Here is a 15,000-nt window from a genome sequence, read left to right on the forward strand (position 1 = left end):
CGCGTTAAGTAAATGGCTTAGCGTCTCTTTATATAAAGAGATGCTGGGCCATTTTTTTATTATATATAGGAAGAAATGGAGGGTTTATTTGGATTGGTTAATAATATTTATTTATTAATATAAAAAGATGTAATTAGGAGGAAAATAGGATGAAACAGACGGAGCAGTGGACTTCGAAATTAGGATTTATAATGGCTGCAGCAGGATCTGCAATTGGGCTTGGAGCAATATGGAAGTTTCCTTATATTGCTGGAAAGAGCGGGGGAGGAGCATTCTTTTTAATCTTTATATTGTTTACGGTATTAATAGGTCTTCCGTTATTGATAGCTGAATTTATGATAGGGCGCAGTACACAAAAACAAGCAATCGGAGCATTTAAAAGTATCGCACCAAATACAGGCTGGCATTGGATTGGACGTCTTGGCGTTGGAACTTGTTTTATTTTGTTATCATTTTATAGTGTTGTTGGTGGCTGGGTATTAATCTATTTATTCAGAGGGATAACTGGACAACTGATTACACCGCAGCAAAATTATAGTTCACTATTTACAGAAACAATTGGGGATCCGGTTTGGGCAATTGTTGGCCATTTTGCTTTTATGTTTATTACGATTTGGGTTGTATCAAAAGGGGTACAAAATGGAATCGAAAAAGCGAGTAAATATATGTTACCAGCATTGTTCGTTCTGTTTGTTGCTCTTATTGTACGCTCCTTAACACTTGATGATGCGATGAAAGGAGTCAAATTCTTCTTACAGCCTGATTTCTCAAAAATCACATCTGAAAGTATTTTGTTTGCAATGGGGCAATCATTCTTTGCTATTAGCATTGGGATATCCATCATGGTCACGTATAGTTCTTATTTAAATAAAAAAGAAAGTTTGCCACGCTCAGCGGTAACAATTGTTGGACTAAACTTATTTGTTTCTTTATTCGCTGGTCTAGCTATTTTCCCAGCAGTATTTTCACTAGGAATGGAACCGACAGAAGGACCAGGGTTACTATTTATTGTGTTACCTTCAGTTTTTAGTCAAATTCCATTTGGTAGCTTTTTCTTAACAGTATTTCTTGCACTATTCACATTTGCAACGTTAACATCTGCGTTTTCACTACTTGAAACGGTTGTTTCAGCACTAGCGAATGGACAGCAGGAAAGAAGAAAGAAATTGTCATGGATCATTGGATTTTTAATTTTCTTAGTTGGTATCCCATCTGCACTTTCATTTGGTGTATGGAATGATATTACAATCTTTGGTAAAAATATTTTTGATGCGGTAGACTTTTTATCTAGTAATATTTTAATGCCACTTGGAGCTTTGTTTATTAGTATTTTCGTCTCATTTAAAATGGAGAAAAAGGTATTAGAAGCAGAATTTTTTGTTGGCGGTAATTACGGGAAAGCATTGTTCACTTGCTGGGTATTCTTGCTTCGATTTGTCGCTCCGATTGCGATTGTCATTGTCTTTTTGAATGTGATTGGGATTATTTGAAATTAAATAATTGAATATTCGGAAATTATTAAGGTGTATTTAAGGAAAAAACCAACCGAATTATTAAAAAATGCGGTTGGTTTTTATCCTGTATAAGTAAATCAATTTTATTTATTAAAAGTTATTTTCCCTTTAACATTATTTACTTTTATTTTATCGCTTTTAGCACCTAAGATGGTAACATTCTTTTCAATATTATTGATAGCGGCTGAACCATCACCAATTTTGGCTCTTATAGATCCTTTTATATCCTTAATAACAACTTTTCCGTTGTTATTATCAAGATTAATGTCAGACTTTGTATGCACAATATCTACATTTCCATCTCTATTTGTTACACTTACAGTTCCATTAACGTTGGAAATGTCAATATTACCGTTGACATTAAGTATATTTATATCTGAATCGAGGTTAGAGACTTTGATATCGCCGTCTCTATGAGTCTTTTTAAATTCAACTTTTATGTTTTTAGGTAATGATAGTTTGACATCAACCCAAGTTTCGCTATTGCTAAAAAATTGTCCATCAAAAGAAGTGTTTAAAGTTGCAATTCCATTTTTGGCTGAAAGACCTAGTTTTAATTTATCCATGCTGATACCTTTAGCCTTTGCAGTAATAGAAGCCTCTATTTTATCTGATTTAGGATTTGTTGAAATATCAATATTGCCGTTACGGTTATCTAATGTTAACGTTTTAACATCAGTAGCGGATAGCTCCAGTTGTTGTTCTTTTGTTTTACTTTCGGAATTTGAACAACCAGTAAGTATAAGAGTTATTAATATACAGAATTTAATCCATCTTTTTTTCAATGTATTTTCCTCCAGTCTTTAATAAAAAATTTAAGCGACATCTTTTTTTACGAATATGGGGTATGCAATTCCATGCATGATGAATATATGAATTAAGATAAATAGTATAGAAAAACTGAAAGTCATGCCCTCTACAGGGGGATTCTCATATACGAAACTTGATAAATCCGTATGAGAGAAGATGAAATATTTTGTCCAGCTGAAACCTTTTAATGAGATACTCATGACAAAACCTGCAATTGCTACTAAAAGAGAAAATACGATAGAGAATGTAGTGCTTTTAAACGCCGCTGAAATCATAAATGCTAAAGTTGCAACAATAATTAAGTAAGGAATCTTAAATAATAAGCTACCAATTAGTGCCTGAAGGAAGCTTGTTTTTTGAACGGCATGATCTTTGACAAATAAGTATTCACCATTTATTCCATCAAAGCCTAAAAGAATGCCACTAAATAGAATGGAAAGAAGGAACGTCATTACGATTAAGAAAAATCCAAATAATAAAGTAGAAATATATTTAGAAAAATATATTTGTGTGCGAGTAGCGGTTCGTGTTAATAAAAATTTAATTGTACCGGATTGAAATTCACTTGCAACAATTTCACCAGCTATTATGAGTGTAAGAATGGAGATAGCTATTAAAAAATTTGTACTTTGTCCAATCGTAAAGAACCATGCATTGTTTGTTGGTTTTATATTACTGTCAATGTAATAATTATTTAGTAAAAGTTTTTTTTCATTTTCTATTTTTTCAATAGGTAATTTTAGAGATTCTTTTTCAACTTGAAGTAATGCATTTTCTTCAATAAGAGATGTCTTCCAGTCATCCCCATAATTAACTTGGCTGGAAAGCTTTACGTTTAGGAATTGAATGAAAATAAATACAACCATAACACCTACCATAATCCAAGTTCTTTTTCGTTTGAAAATTTTCATATTTTCATTTTTTATTAGATTAATCATTGTGCACTTCATCTCCAGTCATTTCAATAAATTTGTCTTCTAAAGTTGTTTTAATGGTTTGAACACCATAAACATTCACTCCATTTTTGGCTAATGTATCGCAAATTTCAGGTATATGTTCTTTACTTATTTTGATCGTAATGACATTTTGATTTGTTATGATTTCTTCACCTATTACTGATTTTTGTAAGAGTGGGATTGCTAAGTCTGTTCGGTCTACTTCAAATTGTACAGCTTGTATCTGTTCTTTCGTAATATCTTTTATATCATGTATACCAATTAAATCTCCTTTGTCTATAATAGCGATGCGATCACACATCATTTCCATTTCGGCCATTAGATGGCTTGAAACAACAATTGCTACATTTTCGTCTGTAGCTAGTTGTTTTAAATGAAACCTTAAATCTCTAATTCCTTGAGGGTCTAATCCATTTGTAGGTTCATCTAAAATGAGAAGGGCAGGTTTGTGTACCAAAGCAATTGCAAGAGCAAGCCGCTGTTTCATTCCTAAAGAATAAGTGGAAACTTTATTATGAATACTTTTTTCCAACCCAACTAAAGAAACAACCACATCTAAACGTTCTTTTGGAATATTAGGTGTCATTCTAGAGAAGTGAAGGAGGTTATCATAGCCAGATAAAAATTTGTATAAATCAGGATTCTCAACAATCACTCCAATATGTTTCATAGCTTCTTTAAAGTCTTTGCTTGTGTCTTTTTTGTTAATTGTGACTGTTCCACTGGTTTTGGAGATTAAGCCAACAATCATTTTAATTGTAGTGGATTTTCCAGCACCATTTGGGCCTAGAAGACCAAGAATTTCTCCTTTTCGAGCATCAAATGATAATTGATTAACGAGTGTGCGCCTTCCAATTTTCTTAGTTAAGTTCTGTACTTTTAAAATACACATATTTTGTTCACTCCCTTAATATTAGTGACATGTTTCGGCTACTAACATAGCAAAAAGAATGTAATATAAGGCAGTGACAAAGTGTCATAACCTTGCTATGATGAAAATGGAAAAATAGGGGATATGTATAATATTCATCTTGATAGGGGGTATATGAAAGTTGAATGACATAAAAAATAAGTTACTTTGGCAGGAATGGGTAATGATACTTATTCGGATCACTTGGATTGTTGCAATTGTTACTTTGACATATCAAGATAATCCAAACTTTCCACTTGAGATTGTTTTTATAAGTACATTTCTGTCTTATGTCATACCTGTCATATTATATAAATTACAAAGTGAATTATATGTAGTAACAGAAATTATCTTAGTAGGTGGACTTTCGCTTTATTTTGCATATACATATCATTTGGCTCAGTTTTTATCTCCTGCAATTTTGACGCTTGCATTTTTTTGTCGTGGAAAAGTAAATTTCTATGCATTACCTGCAACGATAATTATCTGTGTATTGGGAGTTTTCTTGAATTTCGGGTTTGATCGAAATAAGCTGCTTCTAAGTATATTTGATGTTCTCTTTATATATGGCGTAGGTCATTTACTACAAAGAGTTGTTTATTCTATGGATGCTATTAAGAAAAAACTGAAATTGATTAAAGATAAGAATGCAATTTTAGAACAATATTCGTCCCAAGTAGAAAGAATAACTTTGCTTGAGGAAAGGGATAGAATGGCAAGAGAATTACATGATACGATAGGATATAAATTTACTTCGGTTATATTGAGTATGGAAACATTACGATCACATCTAGCAACCAAGGAGGGAGAGGGGAAATTACAAGAAATATTAGATATATCACGATCTGCATTAGATAATATTCGAAGACAGGTTCATGAAATGGATCCTCAAGAGGAATCAAATCTAGATGTGTCTTTATTGAACTTAATAGAAGAGTTTAAGAGTAATACAAATGTTCATGTTGTTTTCCGTACGGTTGGAGAATATTATCCAATGGCTAAAAAACTGAAGAGAACTTTCTGTCGGTGTTTACAAGAGGCAATGACAAACGCAACAAGACATGGGGGAGCAGAAACGATACAAGTTCTTTTACAATATCATAAAAATTATGTGATGCTTCAAATACAAGATGACGGTATAGGCATGGAAGTTATGCAGGAGGGCTTTGGTTTATCGGGAATGAGAGAACGCCTAAGTGAATATCATGGAAATTTGAGTATTGATTCCACTAAGGATACAGGAACAATTGTGACTTGTTTGATTCCGACCTTACATAAAGAAGAATCATTTGCCCAAGATAAGATTCATATATTAGTAGTAGATGATCAGCCTATCATTTCAGATAGCTTAGAACTTTTATTGGATAAATACGGTTTTCGCGTATCGGTTGCGAATAGTGGGGCACAAGCCTTAAAGCAATGTGAAGAAAGGCAGCCAAATGTTGTTATTATGGATATACAAATGCCTAAGATGAATGGGATTACAACAATGAAGAAAATCAAAAATAGGTGGCCAGATACTAAAATAATTATGGTCACAACTTTTGAAGAAACTTCTAGTGTTTCAGAAGCGATTGAAGCGGGAGCAGAGGGATATGTACTTAAATCTGTTCAACCAGAAGAGTTAGTAGCGGCTATTCGATTAGTACATTTAGGTGGGACAATGCTATCTCAGGACGTGGCGACTCGCTTATTTAAAGAATATAGTTCAATGCCGAAAAAGCCTCCTTATGAATTGACTCCTCGTGAAATGGACGTATTAGGTTGTCTCAAAGAAGGGCTTCGCTATAAAGAAATTGCAGCAAAGCTATTCTTATCGGAAGGAACTGTAAGAAATTACGCTTCTTCAATTTATATGAAACTTCAAGTATCAGGAAGGGGAGAAGCTGTAAAAAAAGCATTGGATGAAGCTTTTCTATAAAAAATTTAAAATGGAGGATGAGAAAATGTACTATTATGTTACGGATATATAACATGTACGGATTCGTGGTCCTCCTATTTGTATATGGTGTCGAAATATAAAAAATAGGAGGAGAAAGAGATGAAACAAGAAAAAGAGGTGCTATTACAAGGTAAAATGGTGAAAGTACGCGGGAAAAAGCTGTATGTGGAGATGCATGGATCACTAGAGAAGCATCCTGTATTGTATCTTCATGGAGGTCCTGGAGAGATGTGTTTTGATTTTTCCTATCATCAAGCACATAGATTACAAGATTCTTTTCGACTCATTGCCATTGATCAACGTGGGGTAGGACGTTCAGAGGAAATTGGACAGAAAGAGCCATTTGGATTGCAAGATCTTATCGAAGACTGCGAAGAGCTAAGGAAGATGTTACAAATTGAAAAATGGTCTGTTATTGGACATTCCTTTGGTGGGTTTCTAGCATTGTTATATGCAGAAATGCACCCACAATCTATTCAAAAAATTATTTTTGAAGGGCCAACTTTTGATTTTGCATTAACTAGTAGAGCGTTATTAAAAAAGACAGGAACTTTGTTAATGGAGTATGGGAAAGAACAGCAGGGAAAAGAATGTATAGCTATCGCAGAGAGTAATGCTAGTCCAGAGGAATTGCTAGAAGCTTATTCGAAATTAAGTGATGAATTAGAAGAAAACAGAATGGAAATATATAATTACGTTGAGGATGAAACGGATTATAGTTTATATAGTGAGGGAGAATGGGAAGAGTTTTATAAGCGTTCCGCAATTCATTTTATAAGATTGAAAGAGGAAGGGGAAATTTATCAATCTTTATTATTAAAATTAAAAGATGTCGAGAATCCAATGTTGCTAATCATAGGAAAACACGATGTAGTAACTTGTGAAAAACACATTGAAGTATTTCAAAGAGATACTCAAAATGGTAAAGTCATAGTCTTTGAAGAATGTGGTCATACACCGCATTATGAAGCGGCAGAGCGATTTGCAGAAACGGTAATTGATTTTTTGAAGTGAATTAGAAAAAGGTGCTTCATAAAAATGAGAAGCACCTTTTTTCTTCATGTTTAAATTTCAGGATGGAAGATTGTAATGTTAGGCCATTTACTTTGCCAGTTCTTTTTTTGTAATCTTTTTTTATACATATTAGTGCGCTCTTTCGTTTCGAGGAAATGAGGTGTTGGCTTCACCTGTAACGTGAGAACATCTTCTATTCCGCAAGGGGCGGTTAATACAATATTATCTTGGTCATCTAATGTAACTCCAAGAGCAGTCGCTGTTTCTGGGAATTTAGAAATTGCATCGACTGAAGATGAATAAGGTGGCATGTTATTGACTACATGCATGCGAGCTTGATTTTTCACTGACCATGGAATAGTAGAATCTATACTTTTAAGCTTATTTTCTAATTTTTCTTCGGTGGATTCACTTATATGTAATGGGTCAAAATAGATGATATCTATATCTGGCGTTAGAGTTCTTACTTCGTATCCATGAAGAACATCCAAAATTTTAGAACGAACAAATCCAGCGCAAACCCACCAATCAGGCAATTGTAGGGATTTTGCTGTCTGTAATATTTCCATCATCCAAGTATCATTTTGTATGAGTTTAGTAATATCTTGTTCTGTTTTCATATACATACATTCCCCTCCTTGTTAAATGTAACTTTTCATTTAAGTAATTTAAGAATTTTTGAATATAGTATATCTTTCTCTTCATCAAGTATTGCTTCTGTTAATCGAGCTGTCATAGTGGGAAGTATCATTCACTGATCCTCACCATCAAGGATGATGTAGTGGTCATTTAATGCATGAGTTTAATAATCCACAAAATCCAATGTGCACCAGGTACAAATAAGAGCTGTGCTAATAATGTACCGAGAAATCTTGAAATCATAAGCCAACCGAACATTTTCCCCATTGTATCAGCGCCATTTTCTGATTGAAGAGCACGCTCTGTTAAAAGGGCAATGCGCGGATCTAAAAGCACAGTTAATAAGATTGTGGCAAATCCATTAACGAGCCCGGATGCCGTACTGGCATTCGTCGCATAAGTCGGATTTAAAAAGGAAGCGTACAAAGCAGAAAGGACACCTGCAGTATAGATGGCGGTTGCAAACATATTAATGAGCATAATTCGTTTCGGAATACCACCAATTCGCATACGGTGAATCATTTCAAATTTAGGAAAACGAACATATTTTTTTGTATACTTCAATTTTTGTATATTGTTTGTTTTCATCATTCGAATGAATGAACCGTCTGTTTCAAAGTTTTGAATTACATACCCAAATAGCTTTGTGAAAGTCGGATATAGAATAATTGCGAGCAGTGTACCGATGGAAGCTGTGAATAAAACGAGACGTATTGCTCTTTCTAAATCAATAGAGGAGTCTATCTTGGCCTGATCAACGATACCGCCAAGTAAAAAAGCTTGCAGTAAGTTGGATGTTCGTGAAACCAGCAACACCAACCCAACTACGGATAGGGAAACAGCAATCTTTTTTAAACGCACACCTGCTAAGCGAATACTATAAGAACTTGTTTCGACTGCATGGATGATAATCGTGAAAGCCATTATGAAAATTAATGTTTTCGTCATTTTTGGTCACCATTTTTCTATGAAATTATACTTATAATACAACAAGAACATAGTTTTGAGTATATATATTCGTGGCTCAGACTGTTGGGAAGAAGCTAATGTGTAAAAAAAACAACATAAATATTCAAAATAAATATTTTGATAATATAGAAAGGATGGTGATTTTTCTGTTAGAGGGGGATTTGTGTCATGCATACATATTATAGTAATCGTGCAAAAGAGTATGAAGCAGGGATGTATACAACATTTCTATTTGATTTAGATGGAACATTAACAGATCCGAAAGAAGGAATTGTAAATTCGGTTTTATATGCATTGCGAAAAATGGGAATAGATGAACCGAATCAGAAAGAGCTAGATTCTTTTATTGGTTCACCAATTCAGCATTCGTTTGCAGATAGATACGGAATGGACGAAAAACAAGTAGAGCAAGCTGTTACATATTTTCGTGAATATCTAAAGCGAAGCGGCCTACTTGAGAATAGTGTACATGAGATGATTCCCTATATTTCACAAAAGTTAAAAGATGAAGAGAAACGATTATTTGTTGCAACTTCAAAACCCACTGTATTTGCAAAACAAGTTTTAGAACACTTTAACTTGATTCATTTTTTTGAAGAAATTGTTGGTAGTAATTTAGATGGAACCCGAATAAAGAAAGATGAAATTATTGAATATATTTTGCATACAAATCCAGAGTTGCAAAGAGAAGAGATAGTGATGATTGGGGATAGAAAGCATGACATGATAGGAGCTAATTGTAATGGGATTGACTCTATCGGTGTATTGTATGGATATGGGAGTGAAGAAGAATTAAAAGAAGCAGGAGCGACGCATATTGTGAAACATGTCGAAGAGTTGCGAAGCTTTTGTACAAAAGACAGAATTTTTAAAATATAAAACAAAAAAGCAAATCCCTTTATAACGAGTAATAGTTAAATTGTTTTCGTTTAAAGGGATTTTTCATATGTAATAGAATAGTAATAAATATGCTATTTTAATTATAAAAATTTTGTTAGAAAAGGGGGAGGAATGTCAGTATTTGAATCGTTATAAAAGCGATATTTTGTAGGGATACATAGAAAAAATCCGGATTGAAAAGATTGAATTTTCAGTCTAAGGAAGGTGAGAGAATTGGAGCTAGTTATTATTTTATTAGCACTTAGTTTACTTATGTTTGTTGCCTATAGAGGATTTTCTGTTATTTTATTTGCACCGATTTTTGCTCTATTTGCAGTGTTTTTAACAGAACCTAGTTTTGTACTGCCTTTCTTTTCGAATATTTTTATGGAGAAAATGGTAGGCTTTATTAAGTTGTATTTTCCAGTTTTCTTACTAGGTGCTATTTTCGGTAAAGTAGTAGAAATGTCTGGAATTGCAGATTCTATTGCTAAGACAATTATTGAAATAGTGGGTGAAAAACGGACCATTTTGGCTATCGTTTTAATGGGGGCTGTTTTAACTTATAGCGGTGTGAGTGTTTATGTTGTTGTGTTTGCAATATATCCATTTGCTGCAAAATTGTTTCGTCAAGCGAATATTCCGAAGCGCTTAATACCTGGAACAATCGTTCTTGGAGCTGTCACGTTTACGATGGATGCACTCCCAGGATCACCGCAAATTCAAAATGTAATCCCGACAACATTTTTTAAAACAGATATTTATGCAGCACCTATACTTGGTATTATTGGTGCTATTTTTGTCTTAACGTTAGGATTGATCTATTTAGAGAGTCGACGTAAGAAGGCGAAAGCAGCTGGAGAAGGATATTTTGGTTTTGAAGATGGGAATTCTGAAATGGCAGCATCACTGGAGTTAGAGCAAAAGAATCATACTTCTCTTCAAAGTATTAAAATTTCAAGAGTACAGCAAGTCGTTGCTTTTGTACCACTTATTTTAGTAGGAGTTATGAATAAGTTTTTTACAATAACAATACCAAAATGGTATCCAAATGGTTTTGATTTTTCCTCAATTGGAATGAAATCGTTTGGTAAGATAGAGTTAAGCGCAGTACTTGGTATTTGGTCTGTAGAATTAGCACTCATCATTGGGATTATAACAACGCTTTTAGTATATTGGAAGCGTGTTGTAACAGGATTTCAAGCAGGATTGAATACAAGTATTGGAGGAGCATTGCTTGCAACAATGAATACAGGAGCAGAATTCGGCTTTGGTGGCGTAATTGCAGCACTTCCAGGGTTTGCGATTATGCGAGATAGCATTTCTGCAACATTTACTAATCCACTCGTAAATGGAGCGGTGACAACGAATATTCTTGCTGGTATTACTGGTTCAGCATCGGGAGGAATGGGAATTGTATTAAGTGCAATGGGAGATAAATTTATTGCAGCGGCAGAACAATATCATATTCCACTTGAAGTTATGCATCGTATTGTTTCAATGGCATCGGGAGGGATGGATACACTTCCACATAACGGAGCAATTATTACAATCCTTACTGTTACAGGATTGACACATAAACAATCGTATCGTGATATATTTGCTGTGACAATATTGAAAACGGTCGCTGTATTTTTAGTAATTGCTTTTTATATGTTTACAGGAATCTACTAATAAATTTATTAGTCTGGGAGGAAATAATTAATCGAAGTGGAATATTACATTTGATAATTTATACAATGGAAATTTCACATTATAAAATATTTAGTAGGGAAAGAAGGAGTGGGTTATTTGCAAGAAATCGCAGAGTTTCGTATGCCAAAGAACGTTTTGTACGGGAGAAATTCACTGGAGAAATTAGGAGAACAAGCAATTAAACTAGGGAAAAAAGCTTTCATTATCAGTGATTCTATTATGAAAAAACTTGGTTATATTGATGCGTGTGTGAAACTACTAAAAGCGAAAAAAATAGATGTTATTACTTATGAAAATGTAAATGCGGAACCAACAAATATCCACGTTTTGGAAGCGTTAACGATATGTGCAGAGTCAAAATGTGATTTTATTATTGGGCTTGGTGGAGGAAGTTGTATTGATGCAGCAAAAGCTGTAGCAGTTCTGTTTACAAATGGAGGAGAGATTGAAGATTATGTTCAAAATCATGTGGAAATAGAAAAGCAACCATTACCCCTTATTGCAATTCCAACAACATCTGGTACAGGATCAGAAGTTACAAGTGTTGCTGTTATTACAAATACAAAAACAGATGTCAAAATGATGATTAAGCACCCAAATTTCACGCCACAAATCGCGATTATCGATCCCTTATTGACACGTTCTGTTCCACCGAATATTACTGCAGCAACAGGTATTGACGCACTATGTCATGCAATTGAAGCATATCTTTCTAGATTTTCGCAACCGCTTACAGATGTATTAGCACTTGCAGCAATTGGAGCGATTATGAAACACTTGCGGATTGCCTATGAAAAGGGGACAGATATAGAAGCACGAGAAGCAATGATGATTGCATCCTTACAAGCTGGCATTGCTTTTTCAAACGCATCGGTCACTTTAGTCCATGGAATGTCACGCCCAATTGGAGCACTATTTCATGTACCCCATGGTATATCAAATGCGATGTTACTACCAGCAGTTTTAGATTTTACAAAAATTTGCTCAGTCAAACGCCTCGCAGATATTGGGCGGATTATAAATCCGGAATTACATTCATTATCTGATGAAGAGCTTGCTAACCATGCTATTTTTGAAATAAAGAAACTCTGTTTGGATCTACGTATTCCTAATCTTAGGGAGTACGGAATTGATCAGGTTGAATTTGAAAATGCTCTTTCAAAAATGGCGAAAGATGCATTGGCTAGTGGGAGTCCGAGTAATAACCCACGCATCCCTTCTTATCATGAGGTGAAAAAATTATATCGTATATGTTTTGACTATCAATATGAAAATTCTATAAGTACCTCAATAGATTTCTGAATATTATTAAAATATTTCCGCGGAAATGAAAAGGGGGCAGGAGATGGAATTAGTAATTATTTTATTGGCTCTTTGCATGCTGATGTTTGTTGCCTATCGTGGTTTTTCGGTTATATTATTTGCCCCAATTTGCGCGCTATTTGCGGTTTTATTAACAGAGCCAAGTCACGTATTACCTTTTTTCTCTAATATTTTTATGGAAAAAATGGTTGGGTTTATTAAATTATATTTTCCAGTATTCTTACTCGGAGCAATTTTCGGTAAGGTAGTAGAAATGTCAGGGATTGCGGAGTCTATTGCAAAAACAATTATTCAGCTAGTTGGTGTCAAACGTTCCATGCTAGCAATTGTTCTGATGGGTGCTATATTAACCTATAGTGGCGTCAGTTTGTTTGTAGTTGCTTTTGCGGTATATCCATTTGCAGCTAATTTATTTCGAGAGGCTAATATTCCAAAACGATTAATACCAGGAACAATTGCTCTTGGAGCAATTACATTTACAATGGATGCTCTTCCAGGGACACCGCAAATTCAAAATGTTATTCCAACGACATTTTTTAAAACAGACATTTATGCAGCACCATTTCTTGGAATCATTGGAGCGGTCTTTGTATTTCTTGTTGGTATGTTGTATTTAGAAAGAAGACGAAAAAAGGCAGAGGAAAGTGGCGAAGGTTATTATGGTTGTGGAAATGAGAATTCTGAAATGGCAGCTACAACTGAAACAGAACAAAATATAAAACCAGCTATTCATACTCCCGAAATTACACCACTTCGCCAAGTACTGGCTTTTATACCGCTTATTTTAGTGGGGGTAATGAATAAAGTTTTTACAGTGATGATTCCAACATGGTATCCAAAGGGATTTGATTTTTCATCTATTGGATTAAAAACATTTGGCAAAGTGGAACTTTCTGGTGTGCTAGGCGTATGGTCTGTTGAACTGGCACTATTAATCGGAATTATTACAACGATAATTTTAAATTGGAAACGCTTATTTACAGGATTTCAAGCTGGCTTAAATGCAAGTATTGGTGGTGCATTGCTTGCTGCTATGAATACTGGAGCAGAATATGGTTTTGGGGGAGTTATAGCAGCATTACCCGGCTTCGGTGTCATTCGGGACAGTATTTCTACGACGTTCACAAATCCTCTCGTAAATGGTGCAGTTACTACAAATGTCCTTGCGGGAATTACTGGATCAGCATCAGGAGGAATGGGGATTGCTTTAAGTGCGATGTCGGAGAAATACATTGCGGCGGCAGAACAATATAATATTCCATTTGAAGTGATGCATAGGATTATTTCAATGGCATCAGGAGGAATGGATACATTACCACATAACGGTGCTGTCATTACATTATTGGCAGTAACTGGATTAACACATAAGCAATCCTATCGTGATATTTTTGCAATTACTATTATTAAAACAATAGCTGTATTTGTTGTGATCGGTGTTTATAGCTTAACTGGAATTGTATAAGAAGAACTGAACTAAAAAAGGACATTTGTTTGTTTAACAAATGTCCTTTTTGTTATGTTAAAATTACATAATAATGTTGTATAAATTTTAAATGAGAAAATAAGGGGGAATGGGTAAGATGAAAATGATAGGTCTTATTGGTGGAATGAGCTGGGAGTCTTCTTCTGAATATTATCGCATTATTAATGAAGAAGTAAAAAAGAGGTTAGGAGGATTACATTCAGCGAAATGTCTTTTATATAGCGTTGATTTTGAAGAGATTGAACGATGTCAATCTGAAGGTGATTGGGGAAAAGCGGGGAACGTATTAGGAGAAGCTGCATATTCTCTTGAGAAAGCTGGTGCAGACTTCATTGTTATTTGTACGAATACAATGCATAAAGTGATTAGTAATATTAAAGATAAGGTGAGTATTCCTATTTTACATATCGCGGATGCAACAGCTATGGAAATAAAGAAACAAGGAATTCGATCAGTTGGTTTACTCGGAACGAAATATACAATGGAACAAGATTTTTACAAATCACGTATAGAAGAAAAGGGTATGAGAGTAATGATACCAAATGAAACAGATAGGGAATTAGTAAATAGAATCATATATAACGAGTTATGTTTAGGAAAGGTTAATCAAACATCAAGAGATTCCTATAAAGAAATAATAAATCGTTTCGTACAAAATGGAGTAGAAGGAATTATATTAGGTTGTACGGAAATAGGGCTATTAGTAAAACAGGAAGATTCTCAAGTTCCTTTATTTGATACAACTTTTATACATGCTGTTGAAGCTGTAAACATCTCTTTAGGAGGTTATTTGGATGTGGTGAAAAAGAATAAAAAATAATTACATAACTTTATTATGTAAACTAATCCGATTGTGTCGATGGAAA

At 34.3% G+C, this 15,000-nt stretch carries 13 protein-coding genes and 1 other annotated feature (1 of these 14 only partly in view); of the genes, 8 read left to right on the forward strand and 5 right to left on the reverse strand.

What is annotated here, in order from left to right:
• Positions 1-31: a binding site (T-box leader), on the forward strand (it extends 219 nt beyond the left edge of the window).
• A gap of 118 nt (positions 32-149) precedes the next feature.
• Positions 150-1,490: a sodium-dependent transporter gene (locus tag BPMYX0001_RS09720; RefSeq protein WP_006094714.1), complete on the forward strand. Its 1,341-nt coding sequence runs from the start codon at positions 150-152 to the stop codon at positions 1,488-1,490.
• 107 nt (positions 1,491-1,597) lie between these two features.
• On the opposite strand, the gene BPMYX0001_RS09725 is transcribed toward BPMYX0001_RS09720, so the two are convergent.
• The 3 genes from BPMYX0001_RS09725 to BPMYX0001_RS09735 are packed head-to-tail and all read right to left on the reverse strand — an operon-like array spanning position 1,598 to position 4,172.
• Entirely contained in the window at positions 1,598-2,299 is a 702-nt protein-coding gene (locus tag BPMYX0001_RS09725; protein WP_006094715.1) for a DUF4097 family beta strand repeat-containing protein, read from the reverse strand.
• A gap of 30 nt (positions 2,300-2,329) precedes the next feature.
• Entirely contained in the window at positions 2,330-3,262 is a 933-nt protein-coding gene (locus BPMYX0001_RS09730) for an ABC transporter permease (RefSeq protein WP_033798843.1), read from the reverse strand.
• Positions 3,255-4,172, reverse strand: a complete 918-nt coding sequence (locus BPMYX0001_RS09735; protein ID WP_003197336.1) for an ABC transporter ATP-binding protein — start codon at positions 4,170-4,172, stop codon at positions 3,255-3,257. The genes BPMYX0001_RS09730 and BPMYX0001_RS09735 overlap by 8 nt, the downstream gene beginning before the upstream one ends.
• A gap of 160 nt (positions 4,173-4,332) precedes the next feature.
• On the opposite strand from BPMYX0001_RS09735, the gene BPMYX0001_RS09740 reads away from it, so the two are divergent.
• Positions 4,333-6,111, forward strand: coding sequence for a helix-turn-helix transcriptional regulator (locus BPMYX0001_RS09740; protein ID WP_033798844.1), 1,779 nt, complete (start codon positions 4,333-4,335; stop codon positions 6,109-6,111).
• A gap of 120 nt (positions 6,112-6,231) precedes the next feature.
• A complete protein-coding gene (locus BPMYX0001_RS09745) occupies positions 6,232-7,146 on the forward strand; it encodes an alpha/beta fold hydrolase (protein WP_006094718.1) in 915 nt (304 codons plus the stop codon).
• A gap of 50 nt (positions 7,147-7,196) precedes the next feature.
• On the opposite strand, the gene BPMYX0001_RS09750 is transcribed toward BPMYX0001_RS09745, so the two are convergent.
• Positions 7,197-7,772 carry a nucleotidyltransferase family protein gene (locus tag BPMYX0001_RS09750; protein WP_006094719.1) on the reverse strand — a complete coding sequence of 192 codons (576 nt, stop codon included), beginning with the start codon at positions 7,770-7,772 and terminating at the stop codon, positions 7,197-7,199.
• 163 nt (positions 7,773-7,935) lie between these two features.
• Positions 7,936-8,733, reverse strand: a complete 798-nt coding sequence (locus BPMYX0001_RS09755) for a lipid II flippase family protein (RefSeq protein ID WP_006094720.1) — start codon at positions 8,731-8,733, stop codon at positions 7,936-7,938.
• A gap of 234 nt (positions 8,734-8,967) precedes the next feature.
• Between BPMYX0001_RS09755 and BPMYX0001_RS09760 the strand changes: the two genes are divergently transcribed.
• From BPMYX0001_RS09760 to BPMYX0001_RS09780, 5 genes are all read left to right on the forward strand, one after another.
• The gene (locus tag BPMYX0001_RS09760) at positions 8,968-9,633 is read left to right on the forward strand and encodes an HAD family hydrolase (protein ID WP_029427374.1); all 666 of its coding nucleotides are present in this window, start codon (positions 8,968-8,970) and stop codon (positions 9,631-9,633) included.
• A 234-nt stretch (positions 9,634-9,867) separates the two neighbouring features.
• Positions 9,868-11,307, forward strand: a complete 1,440-nt coding sequence (locus tag BPMYX0001_RS09765; protein ID WP_033798845.1) for a GntP family permease — start codon at positions 9,868-9,870, stop codon at positions 11,305-11,307.
• 108 nt (positions 11,308-11,415) lie between these two features.
• Entirely contained in the window at positions 11,416-12,630 is a 1,215-nt protein-coding gene (locus BPMYX0001_RS09770; RefSeq protein WP_006094723.1) for an iron-containing alcohol dehydrogenase, read from the forward strand.
• 43 nt (positions 12,631-12,673) lie between these two features.
• Positions 12,674-14,113 (forward strand): GntP family permease, encoded by a 1,440-nt coding sequence (locus tag BPMYX0001_RS09775; RefSeq protein ID WP_018782128.1) that lies wholly within the window; start codon positions 12,674-12,676, stop codon positions 14,111-14,113.
• 118 nt (positions 14,114-14,231) lie between these two features.
• Positions 14,232-14,954: an aspartate/glutamate racemase family protein gene (locus BPMYX0001_RS09780; protein ID WP_033798846.1), complete on the forward strand. Its 723-nt coding sequence runs from the start codon at positions 14,232-14,234 to the stop codon at positions 14,952-14,954.
• Positions 14,955-15,000: the final 46 nt, after the last annotated feature.

It is taken from the genome of Bacillus pseudomycoides DSM 12442 (genome assembly GCF_000161455.1).
Taxonomy (GTDB): domain Bacteria; phylum Bacillota; class Bacilli; order Bacillales; family Bacillaceae_G; genus Bacillus_A; species Bacillus_A pseudomycoides.

What these genes read in the sequence shown, in the direction of transcription:
- BPMYX0001_RS09780 (WP_033798846.1), top strand. Translation starts at nt 14,232, where the DNA reads ATGAAAATGATAGGTCTTATTGGTGGAATGAGCTGGGAGTCTTCTTCT.
- BPMYX0001_RS09730 (WP_033798843.1), bottom strand. Translation starts at nt 3,262, where the DNA reads ATGATTAATCTAATAAAAAATGAAAATATGAAAATTTTCAAACGAAAA.
- BPMYX0001_RS09775 (WP_018782128.1), top strand. Translation starts at nt 12,674, where the DNA reads ATGGAATTAGTAATTATTTTATTGGCTCTTTGCATGCTGATGTTTGTT.
- BPMYX0001_RS09735 (WP_003197336.1), bottom strand. Translation starts at nt 4,172, where the DNA reads ATGTGTATTTTAAAAGTACAGAACTTAACTAAGAAAATTGGAAGGCGC.
- BPMYX0001_RS09720 (WP_006094714.1), top strand. Translation starts at nt 150, where the DNA reads ATGAAACAGACGGAGCAGTGGACTTCGAAATTAGGATTTATAATGGCT.
- BPMYX0001_RS09745 (WP_006094718.1), top strand. Translation starts at nt 6,232, where the DNA reads ATGAAACAAGAAAAAGAGGTGCTATTACAAGGTAAAATGGTGAAAGTA.
- BPMYX0001_RS09755 (WP_006094720.1), bottom strand. Translation starts at nt 8,733, where the DNA reads ATGACGAAAACATTAATTTTCATAATGGCTTTCACGATTATCATCCAT.
- BPMYX0001_RS09760 (WP_029427374.1), top strand. Translation starts at nt 8,968, where the DNA reads ATGTATACAACATTTCTATTTGATTTAGATGGAACATTAACAGATCCG.
- BPMYX0001_RS09750 (WP_006094719.1), bottom strand. Translation starts at nt 7,772, where the DNA reads ATGTATATGAAAACAGAACAAGATATTACTAAACTCATACAAAATGAT.